The sequence below is a fragment of the Shewanella sp. FJAT-52076 genome (assembly GCF_019457455.1).
Taxonomy (GTDB): Bacteria; Pseudomonadota; Gammaproteobacteria; order Enterobacterales; family Shewanellaceae; genus Shewanella; species Shewanella zhangzhouensis.
Window position 1 is genome coordinate 1,339,313 of record NZ_CP080415.1, and the last position, 15,816, is coordinate 1,355,128.

General features: G+C 52.8%; 16 protein-coding genes. 15 read left to right on the top strand and 1 reads right to left on the bottom strand.

Annotated elements, in window-relative coordinates:
- Positions 1 to 4 precede the first annotated feature (4 nt).
- The gene (gene map / locus K0H79_RS05825; protein ID WP_203326461.1) at positions 5 to 805 is read right to left on the bottom strand and encodes a type I methionyl aminopeptidase; all 801 of its coding nucleotides are present in this window, start codon (positions 803 to 805) and stop codon (positions 5 to 7) included.
- Positions 806 to 1,117: 312 nt separating this feature from the next.
- Here map and rpsB point away from each other — a divergent pair, with 312 nt between their 5' ends.
- From rpsB to rnhB, 15 genes are all read left to right on the top strand, one after another.
- On the top strand, positions 1,118 to 1,846 hold the full coding sequence (gene rpsB, locus K0H79_RS05830; RefSeq protein ID WP_041410171.1) for a 30S ribosomal protein S2: 729 nt from the start codon (positions 1,118 to 1,120) through the stop codon (positions 1,844 to 1,846).
- A gap of 127 nt (positions 1,847 to 1,973) precedes the next feature.
- Entirely contained in the window at positions 1,974 to 2,825 is an 852-nt protein-coding gene (tsf, locus tag K0H79_RS05835) for a translation elongation factor Ts (RefSeq protein WP_011759256.1), read from the top strand.
- Between the two features lie 68 nt (positions 2,826 to 2,893).
- Complete coding sequence (gene pyrH, locus K0H79_RS05840) at positions 2,894 to 3,619, top strand: UMP kinase (protein ID WP_220067186.1); 726 nt, start codon at positions 2,894 to 2,896, stop codon at positions 3,617 to 3,619.
- A gap of 43 nt (positions 3,620 to 3,662) precedes the next feature.
- Complete coding sequence (frr, locus tag K0H79_RS05845; protein WP_220067187.1) at positions 3,663 to 4,220, top strand: ribosome recycling factor; 558 nt, start codon at positions 3,663 to 3,665, stop codon at positions 4,218 to 4,220.
- Between the two features lie 82 nt (positions 4,221 to 4,302).
- Positions 4,303 to 5,103: an isoprenyl transferase gene (locus tag K0H79_RS05850; protein ID WP_220067188.1), complete on the top strand. Its 801-nt coding sequence runs from the start codon at positions 4,303 to 4,305 to the stop codon at positions 5,101 to 5,103.
- A gap of 24 nt (positions 5,104 to 5,127) precedes the next feature.
- Entirely contained in the window at positions 5,128 to 5,985 is an 858-nt protein-coding gene (locus K0H79_RS05855; RefSeq protein WP_220067189.1) for a phosphatidate cytidylyltransferase, read from the top strand.
- 2 nt (positions 5,986 to 5,987) lie between these two features.
- Positions 5,988 to 7,178 (top strand): 1-deoxy-D-xylulose-5-phosphate reductoisomerase, encoded by a 1,191-nt coding sequence (gene ispC, locus K0H79_RS05860; protein WP_220077623.1) that lies wholly within the window; start codon positions 5,988 to 5,990, stop codon positions 7,176 to 7,178.
- Positions 7,179 to 7,199: 21 nt separating this feature from the next.
- Positions 7,200 to 8,570, top strand: a complete 1,371-nt coding sequence (gene rseP / locus K0H79_RS05865) for a sigma E protease regulator RseP (protein ID WP_220077624.1) — start codon at positions 7,200 to 7,202, stop codon at positions 8,568 to 8,570.
- Positions 8,571 to 8,601: 31 nt separating this feature from the next.
- The gene (gene bamA, locus K0H79_RS05870) at positions 8,602 to 11,085 is read left to right on the top strand and encodes an outer membrane protein assembly factor BamA (RefSeq protein ID WP_220077625.1); all 2,484 of its coding nucleotides are present in this window, start codon (positions 8,602 to 8,604) and stop codon (positions 11,083 to 11,085) included.
- 62 nt (positions 11,086 to 11,147) lie between these two features.
- Positions 11,148 to 11,645: an OmpH family outer membrane protein gene (locus K0H79_RS05875; protein WP_041410172.1), complete on the top strand. Its 498-nt coding sequence runs from the start codon at positions 11,148 to 11,150 to the stop codon at positions 11,643 to 11,645.
- A gap of 3 nt (positions 11,646 to 11,648) precedes the next feature.
- On the top strand, positions 11,649 to 12,674 hold the full coding sequence (gene lpxD, locus K0H79_RS05880) for a UDP-3-O-(3-hydroxymyristoyl)glucosamine N-acyltransferase (RefSeq protein WP_220077626.1): 1,026 nt from the start codon (positions 11,649 to 11,651) through the stop codon (positions 12,672 to 12,674).
- Positions 12,675 to 12,718: 44 nt separating this feature from the next.
- Positions 12,719 to 13,180 carry a 3-hydroxyacyl-ACP dehydratase FabZ gene (fabZ, locus tag K0H79_RS05885; protein WP_011759266.1) on the top strand — a complete coding sequence of 154 codons (462 nt, stop codon included), beginning with the start codon at positions 12,719 to 12,721 and terminating at the stop codon, positions 13,178 to 13,180.
- Positions 13,177 to 13,947, top strand: a complete 771-nt coding sequence (gene lpxA / locus K0H79_RS05890) for an acyl-ACP--UDP-N-acetylglucosamine O-acyltransferase (RefSeq protein WP_220077627.1) — start codon at positions 13,177 to 13,179, stop codon at positions 13,945 to 13,947. The genes fabZ and lpxA overlap by 4 nt, the downstream gene beginning before the upstream one ends.
- Positions 13,948 to 13,973: 26 nt before the next feature.
- Positions 13,974 to 15,152, top strand: coding sequence for a lipid-A-disaccharide synthase (lpxB, locus tag K0H79_RS05895; RefSeq protein WP_220077628.1), 1,179 nt, complete (start codon positions 13,974 to 13,976; stop codon positions 15,150 to 15,152).
- Positions 15,152 to 15,772, top strand: coding sequence for a ribonuclease HII (gene rnhB, locus K0H79_RS05900; protein WP_220077629.1), 621 nt, complete (start codon positions 15,152 to 15,154; stop codon positions 15,770 to 15,772). The genes lpxB and rnhB overlap by 1 nt, the downstream gene beginning before the upstream one ends.
- The last annotated feature ends 44 nt before the right edge of the window (positions 15,773 to 15,816 follow it).

Genomic DNA, 15,816 nt, shown 5'->3' on the forward strand with positions numbered 1-15,816 from the left:
TACCTTATTTGTGATTGATAATACGGGGGAAATCTTCTTCGCTGCGCAGGGTGAGCACTTCTACACCCGTTTCAGTCACCAGTAGAGTATGTTCGTACTGGGCTGAGTTTTTGCCATCGATGGTGGTCACAGTCCAGCCATCGTCTTTGTCGAGCACTGTTTGGTGGCGACCGGCGTTAATCATGGGTTCAATGGTAAAGCACATGCCAGGGCGCAGCAGGGTATTGTCGGTGTTTTTGTAGTGCACCACCTGAGGCTCTTCATGGAACGTGGCACCAATACCGTGACCACAGTAGTCACGGACAATGCTGTACTTCTCCAGACCGGTTTTGGCACCCTTGACCACTTTTTCGATGGTGGCGCCGATTTCACCCAGCTTCATGCCGGGGCGAACCTTGCGAATGGCGGCATACAGGCTTTCCTGAGCGATGCGGCACAGACGCTTGTCTTTGGGAGACACGTCACCGATGAAAAACATCTTGGAGGTGTCACCGTGGTAGCCATCTTTAATGACGGTGATGTCGATATTGAGAATATCGCCGTCTTTCAGTGGCTGGTCAGAAGGAATGCCGTGACAGATCACTTCATTGACAGAGGTGCAGATAGACTTGGGAAAACCGTGATAGTTGAGCGGCGCGGAAATGGCACCCTGTTCTTCGGTGTATTTGGCGCAAATATCGTTGAGTTCATTGGTGGTGACGCCAGCCTTGACAAAGGGGGCAATCATTTCAAGAACATCTGCGGCCAGCTTACCTGCGGCGCGCATTTTTTCTATCTCATCGGCGGTCTTGATGACTATACTCATGCAGTTGTTTTCTCACCTAGTATCACAGGGAATTGGGGCGCTGACGTGCCATAAATCAGCCCGCAAAAATTTGTGTTGCGGGCTGATTTATGGTATAAAGCGCGCCGTTATGTTTGACTCTCAAAAACACCGCGTGGGGAGAACCCGGGCAGTGGTGAGTGAAATATGGCTGCCATTATACATGGCTAATCTGTAAATACTAAATCGCACACGTGTCGGCACATGCCTCGGGGTGCTTCCGGTCAAAGGCCGGGGGTCGAGGTCATGGGACGCGTGGAGGTCAAACCCCTTTTACTTTTTAAGGTATTCAAAATGACTACAGTTTCAATGCGCGACATGCTCCAGGCCGGTGTTCACTTCGGTCACCAGACCCGTTACTGGAACCCAAAGATGAAGCCATTCATCTTCGGTGCCCGCAACGGTGTACACATCATCAACCTCGAGCACACTGTACCAATGTTCAACGAAGCTCTGGCTTTCATCAGCAACGTAGCTTCCAAGAAAGGTAAAATCCTGTTTGTTGGTACCAAGCGCGCTGCCAGCGAAGCTATCAAAGAAGCTGCTGTTTCTTGTGACCAGTACTATGTTGATCACCGCTGGCTCGGCGGTATGCTGACCAACTGGAAAACCGTTCGTCAGTCTATCAAGCGTCTGAAAGAGCTGGAAACCCAGTCTGTTGACGGTACTTTCGACAAGCTGACCAAGAAAGAAGCCCTGATGCGCACTCGCGAGCTGGAAAAGCTCGAGAAGTCTCTGGGTGGTATCAAGAACATGGGCGGTCTGCCTGATGCTCTGTTCGTGATCGGTGCCGACCACGAGCACATCGCCATCAAAGAAGCCAACAACCTGGGTATCCCAGTAGTTGCTGTGGTTGATACCAACGCTTCTCCAGACGGCGTGAACTACATCGTTCCAGGTAACGACGACGCTATGCGTGCTATCCGCCTGTACACCGAAGCTGCTGCCACTGCTGCCAAAGCTGGCCGTGGTCAGGATCTGGCTGTACAAGCTGAGCAAGACGGTTTCGTTGAAGCCGAATAATAAGGTTGATGAGCTTCATCTCCCTTATTAACCAAGATCTATGATTGGTTAACAGGGGCCCGTGGGCCCCTGTTTTATACCTGCTTACTCGGCAAATGATTGCCGAAACTCAAAGAGGAATTTAACAATGGCAATTTCTGCTGCCCTGGTTAAAGAACTGCGTGAGCGCACTGGCGCCGGCATGATGGATTGTAAAAAGGCTCTGGAAGAGACTAACGGTGATATCGAGCTTGCTATCGATAACATGCGTAAGAGTGGCGCTGCAAAAGCTGCCAAGAAAGCCGGTAACATCGCTGCTGAAGGTACCATCCTGATCAAGCAAGGTGCTGGTTTCACTGCTCTGCTGGAAGTTAACTGCCAAACTGACTTCGTAGCCAAAGATTCTAACTTCCTGGCTTTCGCTAACCAGGTTCTGGAAGTGGCTGCTGCCGGTAAAGTATCCGTTGAAGACCTGAAAGCACAGTTTGAAGAAGCTCGTGTTGCACTGGTTGCCAAAATCGGTGAAAACATCAACGTACGTCGCGTTGAGTACATCGACGGTGAAAACGTTGCTGCCTACCGCCACGGCGACCGTATCGGTGTAGTTGTTACCGGTACCGCTGACGAAGAAACTCTGAAGCATCTGGCCATGCACGTTGCTGCATCCAAGCCAGAGTACGTAAACCCAGAAGACGTACCTGCTGAAGTAGTTGCCAAAGAGCGTGAAGTTCAGGTTGAAATCGCCATCAACGAAGGCAAGCCAAAAGAAATCGCCGAGAAGATGGTTGAAGGCCGTATGAAGAAGTTCACCGGTGAAGTTTCTCTGACCGGTCAGCCATTCATCATGGAGCCTAAGAAGACTGTTGGCGAATTCCTGAAAGAGAAAGGCGCTACTGTTGCTAACTTCATCCGCCTGGAAGTGGGTGAAGGTATCGAGAAGAAAGAAGAAGATTTCGCGGCCGAAGTGGCCAAGCAAATCGCTGCTTCTCAAAAGGCCTAATCGCCGCTAGGTAAGTACCCCAAGACCGCAGCAGCCGCTGCGGTCTTGTTATAATCAGGATAAAAATCATGAGCACCAATCCAAAACCAGCATTTCGACGCATTCTTCTTAAGTTAAGTGGTGAGGCCCTGATGGGCTCTGAGGGCTTCGGTATTGATCCCAGCGTACTGGATCGTATGGCTCAGGAAATCAAAGAACTGGTAGAACTGGGGATCCAGGTCGGGGTAGTGATTGGTGGTGGTAACCTGTTCCGTGGAGAAGGTCTTGCCAAGGCAGGTATGAACCGCGTGGTGGGTGACCACATGGGTATGCTGGCGACCGTGATGAATGGTCTGGCAATGCGCGATGCTTTGCACCGTGCCTATGTGAATGCCCGTCTGATGTCTGCCATTCCCTTGAAAGGGGTGTGTGACGATTATAATTGGGCCGAGGCTATCAGCCTGCTCAAGTCCGGACGTGTGGTGATATTCGCTTCCGGTACTGGTAATCCTTTCTGCACCACCGACTCGGCGGCCTGTCTGCGTGGCATTGAAATTGAAGCCGATGTCGTGTTAAAAGGCACCAAAGTTGATGGCGTCTACTCCGCCGATCCTATGAAGGACCCGGAAGCCGTCAAATACGATGAACTCTCCTATGCTGAAGTTCTCGACAAAGAATTGAAAGTGATGGACTTATCTGCCTTTACCATGGCACGTGACCATGATATGCCTATTTTGGTATTCAACATGAACAAGCCCGGTGCCCTGCGCCGTGTTATCATGGGTGAAGGTGAAGGCACCATCATCAAGAAATAAGCGACAAGTTTGCGAACATTAATGACCGAAAAGGACATTTAACGTGATTGAAGATATCAAGAAAGATGCTCAGGATCGCATGGGCAAGTGTGTAGAGGCCACCAAGGCCCAAATGGCCAAGGTCCGTACTGGCCGTGCCCACCCAAGTCTGCTGGATACCATTCAGGTAAACTACTACGGTTCCATGACGCCCCTGAAGCAAGTGGGTAACGTAACCATTGAAGACTCTCGCACTCTGGCGGTAAACGTGTTTGACCGCAGCGCCATTCAAGCGGTAGAGAAAGCCATCATGAGCTCAGACCTGGGTCTGAACCCCATGTCTGCCGGTGCGACCATCCGCATTCCGCTGCCTCCACTGACTGAAGAGCGTCGTCGTGACCTGGTTAAAGTGGTTCGCGCCGAAGCAGAGCAGGGCCGTGTAGCCATTCGTAACGTACGTCGCGATGCCAACTCCAGCTTCAAGCAGCTGGAAAAAGAGAAAGAGTGTACCGAAGACGACGTACGTCGCTCCGAAGAAGAAGTTCAGAAAATCACCGATCTGCACATTAAGAAGATCGACGAGATCCTGGCTGCCAAAGAAGCGGAGTTGATGGAGGTCTAACCCTCCGGTCAGCAAGCTAGAGTTAAGACGCCGTGTAGGGGTATACTACACGGCGTTTGTTTATTTATAGGGTTGTATATCGATGTCTTCCAATAGGGAAATTGCCGCTGATTTGGCGTTGGATGCTCAACTCGGTGATGTCTCAGGGTTGGTCAACCAGTCTCTGCCCCAGCATGTGGCCATCATTATGGATGGCAATGGCCGTTGGGCACAGGCACAGGGCAAACCCAGAGTAATGGGGCATAAGGCGGGCGTTAAGGCCGTGCGCCGGGCTGTGAGTACGGCAAGCCAATTGGGCATCAAGTCGTTAACCCTGTTTGCCTTCTCCAGCGAAAACTGGCGTCGCCCCGATGCGGAAGTCAGCTTGCTGATGGAGCTGTTTTTCACTGTGCTTAAACGGGAAATCAAGCTGCTCAGTAAAAATGGGGTCAGGTTGAACATCATCGGTGATACCAGCCGTTTCTCGGACAGGCTGCAGCAGCAAATTCGCGACGCCGAAGAGAAAACAGCCAAGAACACTGGCCTTGTCCTAAACGTTGCAGCCAACTATGGCGGGCGCTGGGACATACTCCAGGCAGCACAGCAGCTGGCACAAAAGCTGGCATCTGGTGAAATCGACAGCAGTCAGTTTACCGAAGAGGCATTAAGTCAGCATTTATGCATGCAAAATCAGGGCGAAGTTGATTTAATGATCCGTACTGGTGGCGATTACCGCATCAGCAATTTTGTGCTCTGGCAGGCGGCCTACGCTGAGTTGGTGTTTACTGACACCCTGTGGCCGGATTTCGACGAGCAGTGTTTCAAAGAGGCTATCGCTTTATTTGCGAGCCGCCAGCGCCGTTTTGGTTTGACCGGAAGTCAAATCGAAGCCTTGCGTGCTTAAGTCATCTTTTACGAGGGACGTTTTTTGCTAAAACAACGAATAATAACAGCAATCTGGCTTATCCCACTGGTATTTGGCGCCATCTTCTATTTGCCTTCATCCATTTTTGCCTGGGCGCTGGTGGGCGTATTTTTAATTGCCGCAAAAGAGTGGGGACGAATTATTGATGCCGGTTGTCAGATGACCCAGTGGAGCTTTACGCTGACCCTGGGCATTTTGCTGGTGGCCCTGAATATATTGGTGCCGGCATCCGAGGTGTGGCATTCGGGGCAATTGCACCCCATTTTTCTGGCGGTGACATTGCTGGGCGGATTGTGGTGGGTTATTGCCATGGCGCTGGTCGTGACCTATCCCAAAAGCGCTCGCCTGTGGCAGCGCAGCCATATGCTGAAATCCATGTTTGGGCAGCTGACGCTGCTGCCCTGTTTTGTCGCACTCATTGCCCTTAAATCCCTGAGTACCGCCGCATCACCCTACTTCGGTGGTGTGATGGTCTTTTTGGTGATGTTGGTAGTCTGGGCTGCAGACTCGGGGGCTTACTTCGTTGGTAAGGCTCTGGGGCGTACCAAGCTTGCGCCCAATGTCAGCCCCGCCAAAACCGTGGAAGGCCTGGTGGGTGGCTTGCTTACCACCATGATAGTGGTGGCTATTGTGATGAGTCTGTCACCCCAGCAGGAGTTGGGACTGGTGATTGCCGTGACCCTCTTTACTGCACTGGCTTCGGCGCTCGGTGATTTAACCGAGAGCATGTTCAAGCGGGTGGCCAACATTAAAGATTCAGGAACCATTTTGCCCGGTCACGGTGGGGTGCTTGACCGCATCGATAGCCTCACGGCGGCGCTGCCGGTCTTTACCCTTATCTACATCGCCTTCTGGATGTAATCATGCAAAATATGGTGATCCTCGGGGCCACAGGCTCTATCGGTAAAAGTACTCTGGATGTCATCAAACGTAACCCGGAGAGTTATCGGGCATTTGCCTTGGTGGCAGCCACCAGTGTGGAACGGATGCGGGAGCTTTGCATTGAGCATCGCCCTCGTTACGCCCACATGGTGGATGAGTCAGCGGCAAAACGCCTGGCCGATACTTTGCCGACGGGACTTGGGATTGAGGTTTCCAGCGGTGATGATGCGCTGATTGGGCTGGTGACGGCCGCCGAAGTAGATACGGTTATGGCCGCCATTGTGGGCGCTGCGGGACTTCTGCCAACCCTCGCTGCGGTTCGTGCCGGTAAACGGGTGTTGCTTGCCAATAAAGAAGCACTGGTCATGTCCGGTGAACTCTTTATCGAGGAAACCAAGAAGAGCGGCGCCCAGCTCTTACCGGTGGACAGTGAACATAATGCGATATTCCAGTGCCTGCCAGAGCAGGTACAGCGAGAAATCGGTTACTGTGATTTATCAGCAGCCGGTATTTCCCACATTTTACTGACCGGCTCCGGTGGCCCGTTTTTAACATCGCCGCTGGACACGCTGGCCGCCATGACGCCCGCTCAGGCCTGTAAGCATCCCAATTGGTCCATGGGCCCGAAAATCTCAGTAGACTCGGCCACCATGATGAACAAGGGGCTGGAGTTTATTGAGGCCCGTTGGCTGTTCAACACCGCCAGAGATGAGCTCAAGGTCGTTATTCATCCGCAAAGTGTCATTCATTCCATGGTCCAGTACCGTGACGGCAGCGTGCTGGCACAAATGGGTAACCCGGATATGCGTACTCCCATTGCCCATGCCATGGCCTATCCGCAGCGAATTTCAGCCGGTGTGGAACCTTTGGACTTTTTCAAAGTCGGACACTTAAGCTTTTGTGAGCCGGATTACAGCCGTTTCCCGTGCCTGAAACTTGCCATGGATGCCTGCCATCAAGGCCAGGAGGCGACCACTGTGCTCAATGCCGCCAACGAAGTGGCGGTGGCTGCGTTTTTGGACGGACGGATTGGATTTACTGATATCGCTGTGATTAATGGCGAATGTCTGGGTAAGATAGCCAAGACGCATCTGGACTCACTGGATGCCATACTCGCGCTGGATTTGGAGGCGCGCCGACTGGCGAACCAACTGATTAGCCGGGTTCAATAGGAATTTACTCGAAGGAGAGACATGTACGACATCCTCTGGAATGCCGCATCTTTCATCGTTGCGCTGGGTTTACTGATCACTGCGCACGAATACGGACACTTTTATATTGCCCGGCGCTGTGGCGTGAAGGTGGAGCGTTTCTCCATCGGTTTTGGTAAGCCCATCTGGCGTCGTGTTGGCCAGGATGGTACCGAGTATGTCATCGCCATGATCCCACTGGGTGGCTATGTCAAAATGCTGGATGAGCGCGTTGACGACGTGCCTGCAACGCTCCAGTCCCAAGCGTTTAATCGCAAAAACGTTTGGCAGCGCATCGCTATTGTGGCAGCTGGCCCGGTGGCAAATTTCATTTTCGCCGTGTTTGCGCTCTACATCATGTACCTGATTGGCGTGCCCTCCTTAAAGCCGGTGATTAATGCTACCCACCAAAATTCTTCGGCGTCTGTCATCACAGTCACGGAACCCATGCAAATCCTTGCGGTCTCAGGACAGAAGGTGCGCAACTGGGAAGAGGTTAACCTCGCCCTGGTTGGCCACATAGGGGATGACAGCCTGAGCCTGACACTGGCACCTTTGGCTCGCCTGGAAGGGCAGAGCGGTGGCGAGCGCACCTACACCCTGGATACCCGCAACTGGAAATTTGACCCTGAAAAAGAGTCGGCTATCAGCACTCTTGGGCTGGGTATGCTGAGGCCTCAGGTGTTGCCCTTAGTGGCGGCTGTGACGCCAGGCAGCGCCGCCGATGAAGCGGGGATCAAAGCCGGAGACGAGATTGTCGGTATCAATGGCGTCAGCTATGGCGGGTGGGAATGGTTTGTGGCCACAATTCAGACCTCAGCCAACAAGCCGCTGCAAGTCACTATCAAACGTGGTGGCGAGCAAAAACAGCTGACCGCCACGCCGAAACTCGGTAAAGACGCCCAGGGTAAGGACGTTGGCTTAATTGGCATTACACCCCAGGCCAGCGAACTGCCTGAATCCATGCGTATTCAGTTGAAATATGGCGTGTTAGACTCACTGGCTGTTGCTGCCGACAAGACCTGGCAGTTGACTGTGGTGAGTGTGAAGATGATAGGTAAACTCTTTACCGGAGATGTGTCGGTGAAGAATCTGAGCGGTCCAATTTCAATCGCTCAGGGCGCCGGGAATAGCGCCAACTACGGCTTGGTGTACTTTTTGGGATTTTTGGCTCTTATCAGCGTGAACCTGGGCATCATTAACCTGTTGCCTTTACCCGTGCTCGATGGGGGCCATTTGCTGTATTACTTTGTGGAAGTGATCACCGGGAAGCCTGTACCCGAAAAGGTACAGGAAATAGGATTCAGATTTGGGGCAGCCCTGCTGCTAATGTTGATGAGTATCGCCCTTTTCAATGATTTTGCCCGACTCTGAGCAAGGACAGACAAATAATCAGAAGTGCTCTATGAGATTGAATAAGCTTTTTGCCTCTATGATGCTGCTAGGCGCATCATATTCAGGGACAGGTCTGGCTGAGACCTTTGCGCCATTCACAGTCACCGACATTCAAGTAGAAGGTTTGCAACGTGTTGCACTGGGTGCTGCCTTGCTCAGCCTGCCAATCAAGGTAGGTGATACCGTTGACCAGCTGAAACTGCAGCAGGCCATCAAGAGCCTTTATGCCACTACCAACTTTGATACTGTCTCGGTTGCCAATGATGACGGCGTCCTCGTTGTGACCGTCAAAGAGCGTCCCACCATCAGTGAGGTGACGTTTGAAGGTAACAAGGACATCAAAGACGAGCAGCTGCAGGAAAGCCTTGATAGCAGTGGTGTGAAGGTGGGTGAAGCCCTCGATCGCACCATGCTGTCCGGTATCGAAAAAGGTCTGCAGGACTTCTACTACGGTGTGGGTAAATACGGTGCCAAGGTTGAGGCTCAGGTGATTAACCTCCCCCGCAACCGCGTCGAATTGAAATTCAAATTTACCGAAGGTCTGGCGGCCGAAATTCGTCAGATCAATATCGTGGGCAACAGCAAGTTCTCCGACGCCGAGTTGATTGGCATGCTGGAGCTCAAAGACTATGTGGCCTGGTGGGATCTCTTTGGTGAGCGTCGCTACCAGAAGCAAAAGCTGCAGGCGGACCTTGAAACCATCAAGACCCACTACCACAACAACGGCTATATCCGCTTTGATGTGACATCCACTCAGGTGGCGATGACACCCGATCGCAAGGGCCTGTACATCACTATTAACGTGGATGAAGGTGAGCAGTACAAGGTGAAGGAAGTTAACCTCACCGGCGATCTGATGGGCCGCGAAGAACTGATGCGAGCCATTCTGCCTATCAAGGCGGGCGATCAGTACAACGGCGCCGACGTGACCTTTACCGAAGAAATGTACTCCAAGTATCTGGGGCGTTTCGGTTATGCCTATCCCGAAGTGAAGACCTATCCGGAAATTGACGACGAAAGCAAAGAGGTGACCCTCAATGTGAACGTGCGCCCCGGTAAGCGTGTGTATGTTCGCTCCGTTAACTTCACCGGTAACACTGTGACCAAGGATGAAGTGCTGCGCCGTGAGCTGCGTCAGATGGAAGGCGCCTGGCTCAACTCCGCCAACGTTGAACTGTCGAAAAACCGGTTGAACCGTTTGGGCTTCTTTGAAACCGTCGATACTGAAACCGTTCAGGTTCCCGGTACTGATGATCTGGTAGACGTGGCCTTTAAAGTGAAAGAGCAGCCATCTGGCTCCTTTAACGCCGGTATTGGTTATGGCACCGAGTCGGGCATCAGCCTGCAGTTTGGTGTGCAGCAGAGCAACTTCCTTGGCACGGGTAACCAGGCCGGTATCAACATCAATACCAACAAGTATTCCAAGAACGTCAGCCTGTCGTACTCAGATCCTTACTTCACTAAAGACGGTGTGAGTTTGGGTGGAAACATTTACTGGAACGAATTCGATGCCAACGAGGCCAACCTTGAGCGTTATAAAAATAGCTCTTACGGTGTTGCCCTTAGCAGCGGTTTCCCGGTGAATGAGTACAACCGACTGAACTTTGGTATTGGTTTCCGTCACAACACCATTTCGGAAATTTCGGCGTACGAACAGGCGCTGCGCTTCTATAACATTTACCGTGATGAAGACGATCCTAACTCCGACCTCAGCTTCAATAACTTTGAGCTGAACGCCGGTTGGTACAGAAGCACCCTGAACCGCGGTACCTTCCCGACTGATGGCTCCAGCCAGCGCTTGTCAGGCAAGATGTCGACTCCGGGCTCGGATCTGCAGTACTTCAAGGCAGACTTTGATACCAACTTCTACTTCCCGCTGACCCGAAGCCACAGCTTTGTGGTGCTGAGCCGTGCCCGCATCGGTTACGGTAATGGTTACGGTGACTTCAACGGTAATGACCAGATCCTGCCATTCTGGGAAAACTACTACTCGGGTGGTTCCAGCAGCCTGCGAGGCTTTAAGTCCAACTCAGTGGGTCCACGTTCATTCTACGTAGTACGTGGCAGTGAGCCATGCTCTCCAGACCCCAGTGGAGATGGTTGCGGCTTGCCGGGCGATCCTAACCAAATTCAGGTTAGCCAGGGTCGCTCCATCGGTGGTAACGCCGTGGCCACAGCCAGTCTGGAACTGATCGTGCCAACGCCATTCCTGGATGAGGCCTACACCAATTCAGTACGTACCAGCTTCTTTGTGGATGCCGGTAACGTCTGGGATACCGAGTTTGATTACGACAAGTATCGCTCTTTGCCAGCTGAGGAATTTTCCAAGCTCGAAGACTACAGTGACCCAAGCCGCCTGCGGGCTTCATGGGGTATGAGCGTACAGTGGTTGTCACCCATGGGACCCATGGTATTCAGCCTTGCGTGGCCAATTAAAGAGTACGAAGACGACGAAACCGAGATCTTCTCCTTCAATATTGGCAAAACTTTCTAAAACACATACACTCGGCGACGATTGTGACAAAACACCACAACAAGGAGTTTATTTTGAACAAGATGCTTAACCGTGCACTCGTAACTCTGATGCTGATTGGCGCGCCACTGGCTGCCAACGCAGAGAAAATTGCTGTCGTTGATATGGGTGCCGTGTTTGAACAGCTGCCTCAGCGTGAAGCGATTGGCAAGGCGCTGGAAAAAGAGTTTGGCGACCGTGAAGCCGAAGTGAAAAAGCTGCAGGGTGATCTGCGCAGCCTGATGGAGAAAAACCAGCGTGATGCAGCGCTGATGAGCGAAACTCAGAAAACTGAGGCTCTGCGCAAGATGGAAGCTCTGCAGGCAGATCTGCAACTGAAGGGCAAAGCCCTGCAGGAAGACGTGCGTCGTCGTCAGGCCGAAGAGCAGAACAAGATCCTGGTTAAGGTTCAGCAAGTCATCAAAGATATCGCCGAAAAGGAACAAATCGATGTAGTGATGCAGAGCGGTGCCGTGGTATTTGCCAAGCCTCAGCTTGATATCTCCAGCAAGGTAGTAGAAGCGCTGGGCAAGGCCAAGTAATAAATGAAGCAAGTGACTCTGGGCCAATTGGCCGAACATTTGGGAGCAGAACTCAAGGGCGATGGCAGTTTACTGATCTCCTCAGTGGCCACCCTTGAAGATGCAGGTGCCGGACAAATCAGCTTTTTGGCAAACAGTAAATACCGTGCTCAGCTGGAAGGAACCAAAGCGAGCGCTGTACTCTTGGCCCCGAAAGATGCTGACACCTATGAAGGCAATGCCCTCATTCTCAAAGACCCCTACGTCGGTTTTGCCCGGGTCGCGCAATTGCTTGATACAACCCCAAATGCAGCTGAAGGTATCCATGCTTCAGCTGTGATTGACCCCAGCGCCCGTTTGGGTGAGGGAGTCAGCATTGGTGCCAATGCCGTCATTGGTGCCAATGTGATTTTGGGTGACAAGGTGCAGATAGGTCCCGGCAGCGTGGTGGGGCAGGATTCCATCATAGGCTCAGGAACCCGTCTTTGGGCCAACGTCACCGTTTACCACGATGTACATTTGGGCATGGACTGTATCGTTCATTCGGGTGCAGTTATTGGTTCAGATGGTTTTGGTTACGCCAACGAGCGGGGCAATTGGGTTAAGATCCCCCAAACCGGCGGTGTGCGCATTGGCAACAATGTAGAAATCGGCGCCAGCACCACCATTGACCGGGGCGCCCTGTCCCATACTGAAATTCACGATGGCGTTATTATCGATAATCAGGTGCAAATCGCACACAACGATGTGATTGGCGCCCACACTGCGATTGCTGGCAACACCACCATCGCCGGCAGTGTGACTATTGGCAAATACTGTATACTTGGTGGCAACAGTGCCGTTGCCGGCCACCTGAGTATCGTCGATGGCACCCATGTCAGTGGCGCTACCAACGTTACCAGTATTATCCGTGAGCCTGGCGTGTATTCTTCCGCCACTGTAGCCATGGAAAACAAGCTGTGGCGCCGTAATACAGTGCGCTTCAGACAACTGGATGAGCTATTCCAGCGCGTGAAGGTGCTGGAAGGCAAACAGCAAGAAGAAAAGTAACGCACAGCCGCTTGCGAGCCAGTGCATCCTGAGGAACAAAATTCGTGTCTAATCAAATGAACACCATGGATATCAAAGAGATACTTAAGTATCTGCCTCACAGATATCCGTTTCTGCTCATTGACCGTGTACTGGACTTCACCGCTGGTGAATCTTTGCACGCCATCAAAAACGTCACCATCAACGAGCCATTTTTTGTAGGGCATTTCCCTGTCGCTCCCGTGATGCCTGGTGTATTGATCCTTGAAGCCATGGCCCAGGCAACTGGCCTTCTGGCATTCAAAACCATGAGCAGCGAGCCATCGCCGGATGTGCTTTATTATTTTGCCGGTATCGACAATGCCCGTTTTAAACGGGTTGTTGAGCCGGGCGACCAGCTGCACTTTGAAGTGAAAATGATTAAAGAACGCCGCGGGATTGGTGTGTTCTATGGTGAGGCCAAAGTGGATGGTGAGCTGGTTTGCAGCGCAGAAATCATGTGTGCCCGCAGAGAGATTAGCAAGTGATAAGTGAATTAGCCTTCGTCCATCCCGACGCGAAAATTGGCAACAACGTGACCATTGGCCCCTGGAGCTATATTGGCCCCGGAGTCGAAATCGGTGACGACAACATCATTCACTCCCATGTGGTGATTAAAGGCCCGACAGTGATAGGCAAAGGCAACCGGATTTTCCAGTTTGCTTCTGTCGGTGAAGACTGTCAGGACAAGAAATACGCCGGCGAGCCCACCAGGCTTATCATCGGTGATAACAATGTCATCCGTGAAAACGTGACCATCCATCGTGGCACAATTCAGGACAACAGCGAAACCCGCATCGGCTCCAATAACCTGTTCATGGCGTATGTTCACATCGCCCATGACTGCGTGGTGGGCAACAACGTTATCATGGCCAACAATGCGTCTATCGCCGGACACGTCCACGTGGGTGATTGGGTTATTCTGGGTGGGATGACCGGTGTACATCAGTTTGTGCACATAGGCGCCCATGCCTTTACGGCAGGCTGCTCGCTGGTGCTTCAGGATGTGCCGCCTTTCGTGATGGCTGCTGGTCAGCCAGCGATTCCCCGTGGTTTGAACAGCGAAGGTCTAAAGCGTCGTGGTTTCTCCAAAGAAGCCCAGCTTGCCGTGCGCCGCGCCTACAAGACCTTGTATCGCAGCAATCTGACCGTGGAAGAAGCCACTGCGGCACTGGCCGACGAAATCGCCACTGTACCGGAAGTGAAGCAACTGATGGACTTCGTTGCCAGCTCCAGCCGCGGCATTATTCGATAACGGATTATGGGTCGTTAAGAGAAAACATGAGCCAATCCAAGCCACTTGTATTTGCCATGGTCGCCGGAGAACTCTCCGGCGATATTTTAGGTGCCGGTTTAGTTAAAGCCCTCAAGGCCAGACATCCCGACGCCCGCTTTGTCGGTATCGGCGGTCCCCGTATGGAGGCGCTCGGATTCGAGTCCCTGTTCGCCATGGAAGAGCTGGCCGTGATGGGGATAGTCGAAGTCCTCTCCCGCCTGTCAAGACTCCTGAAGGTACGCTCCTCTCTGGTCTCTCAGCTCCTCGCACTTAAACCCGATTGCTTTATTGGTATAGATGCGCCGGATTTCAATATTGGTGTCGAGCTTAAGCTTAAGCAACAGGGCATCAAGACGGTGCACTACGTCAGCCCCTCCGTGTGGGCCTGGCGTCCCAAGCGTATCTTCAAGATAGCCAAGGCCACCAATATGGTGTTGTCCTTGCTGCCGTTTGAGAAAGCCTTTTACGACAAGCATCAGGTGCCCTGTACCTTCGTGGGGCATACTCTTGCGGATGATATTCCCCTTGAGCTGAATAAAGATGATGCCCGCGACATCCTGGGGCTCGATAGGGACGCCGAATATCTGGCGATACTCCCCGGCAGCCGCGGCGGTGAGCTCAAGATGCTCAGTGAGCCTTTTATCAAGGCCGCTGTTGCCATTAAAGAGGCGCTACCCGATGTGCGTTTTATCACCCCTCTGGTGAATGAGAAGCGCCGCGAGCAGTTCCTCGCCGCCCTCGAAGCCCATGCCCCCGGGCTCGAAATTCAGCTCTTTGATGGCCACAGCCGTGAAATTATGGCGGCCAGTGACGGCATACTGCTGGCGTCCGGCACAGCCACCCTGGAAGCCATGTTGGTTAAGCGCCCCATGGTCGTCGCCTATCGGGTAGCGCCGCTGACCTATAGCATTGCCAGCCGCATGATGCTGATTAAACGTTATTCGTTGCCCAACCTCCTGTCCGGTAAAGATCTGGTGCCGGAACTTATTCAGGCCGATTGCACGCCAGAGAAGATTGCTTCTGAGGTGGTTGCCATGATGAACCGGGATAACAGGGCTCTGATAGCTGAGTTTACCGACATGCATCGCAGCCTCAGGCAAAACGCCAGCGAGCGGGCAGCGGATGCGGTCGATGCGCTGATGGGTACCAAAGCGCCGCTGGGCAGCACTTCAGAGGTGCTCTGATGGCAGTGTATAAAAACCTAAGTGCTGAGCAGGCATTGCTGCTGCAACAGGGACGGGTCGCCGGCGTCGATGAAGTGGGCCGTGGTCCGCTGGTAGGCGATGTGGTGACTGCCGCCGTTATTCTGGATCCAAGCAAGCCCATTGCCGGCCTGAATGACTCCAAAAAGCTGTCGGAAAAAAAGCGTGATGCCCTTTATCTTGAAATTATGGATAGGGCGCTGGCGGTCTCGGTAGGCCGCGCCAGTCCAAGGGAAATCGATGAGCTTAATATTCTCCATGCCACCATGCTCGCCATGCAGCGTGCTGTTGCCGGATTGGCTATAGTCCCCGAGTCTGTCTTGGTGGATGGCAACCGCACACCGGATTTTGGATTACCGGCCCATGCGGTGGTAAAAGGCGATGGCCTGATAGCCGCTATCAGCGCCGCGTCTGTGATTGCCAAGGTCACCCGTGACCGTGAGATGGAAGAGCTGGATGCCAGATATCCCCAGTACGGCTTCGCGGGGCACAAGGGATACCCGACCAAGGCACACTTTGAGGCGCTCAGTGCCCATGGTGTGTTGCCCGAACACAGGCGCAGTTTTCGCCCGGTGCGGGAGTGGCTTGAAGCCAACAGCTAATCAGACATACAAAAAAAGCAGCCCGGGCTGCTTTTTTTGTTACT

Bases quoted from the DNA above. Each gene is read 5' to 3' on its own strand.
- map (WP_203326461.1), bottom strand. From the start codon at position 805: ATGAGTATAGTCATCAAGACCGCCGATGAGATAGAAAAAATGCGCGCC.
- rnhB (WP_220077629.1), top strand. From the start codon at position 15,152: ATGGCAGTGTATAAAAACCTAAGTGCTGAGCAGGCATTGCTGCTGCAA.
- lpxB (WP_220077628.1), top strand. From the start codon at position 13,974: ATGAGCCAATCCAAGCCACTTGTATTTGCCATGGTCGCCGGAGAACTC.
- K0H79_RS05875 (WP_041410172.1), top strand. From the start codon at position 11,148: ATGCTTAACCGTGCACTCGTAACTCTGATGCTGATTGGCGCGCCACTG.
- rseP (WP_220077624.1), top strand. From the start codon at position 7,200: ATGTACGACATCCTCTGGAATGCCGCATCTTTCATCGTTGCGCTGGGT.
- lpxD (WP_220077626.1), top strand. From the start codon at position 11,649: ATGAAGCAAGTGACTCTGGGCCAATTGGCCGAACATTTGGGAGCAGAA.
- bamA (WP_220077625.1), top strand. From the start codon at position 8,602: ATGAGATTGAATAAGCTTTTTGCCTCTATGATGCTGCTAGGCGCATCA.
- K0H79_RS05850 (WP_220067188.1), top strand. From the start codon at position 4,303: ATGTCTTCCAATAGGGAAATTGCCGCTGATTTGGCGTTGGATGCTCAA.
- rpsB (WP_041410171.1), top strand. From the start codon at position 1,118: ATGACTACAGTTTCAATGCGCGACATGCTCCAGGCCGGTGTTCACTTC.
- ispC (WP_220077623.1), top strand. From the start codon at position 5,988: ATGCAAAATATGGTGATCCTCGGGGCCACAGGCTCTATCGGTAAAAGT.
- tsf (WP_011759256.1), top strand. From the start codon at position 1,974: ATGGCAATTTCTGCTGCCCTGGTTAAAGAACTGCGTGAGCGCACTGGC.
- pyrH (WP_220067186.1), top strand. From the start codon at position 2,894: ATGAGCACCAATCCAAAACCAGCATTTCGACGCATTCTTCTTAAGTTA.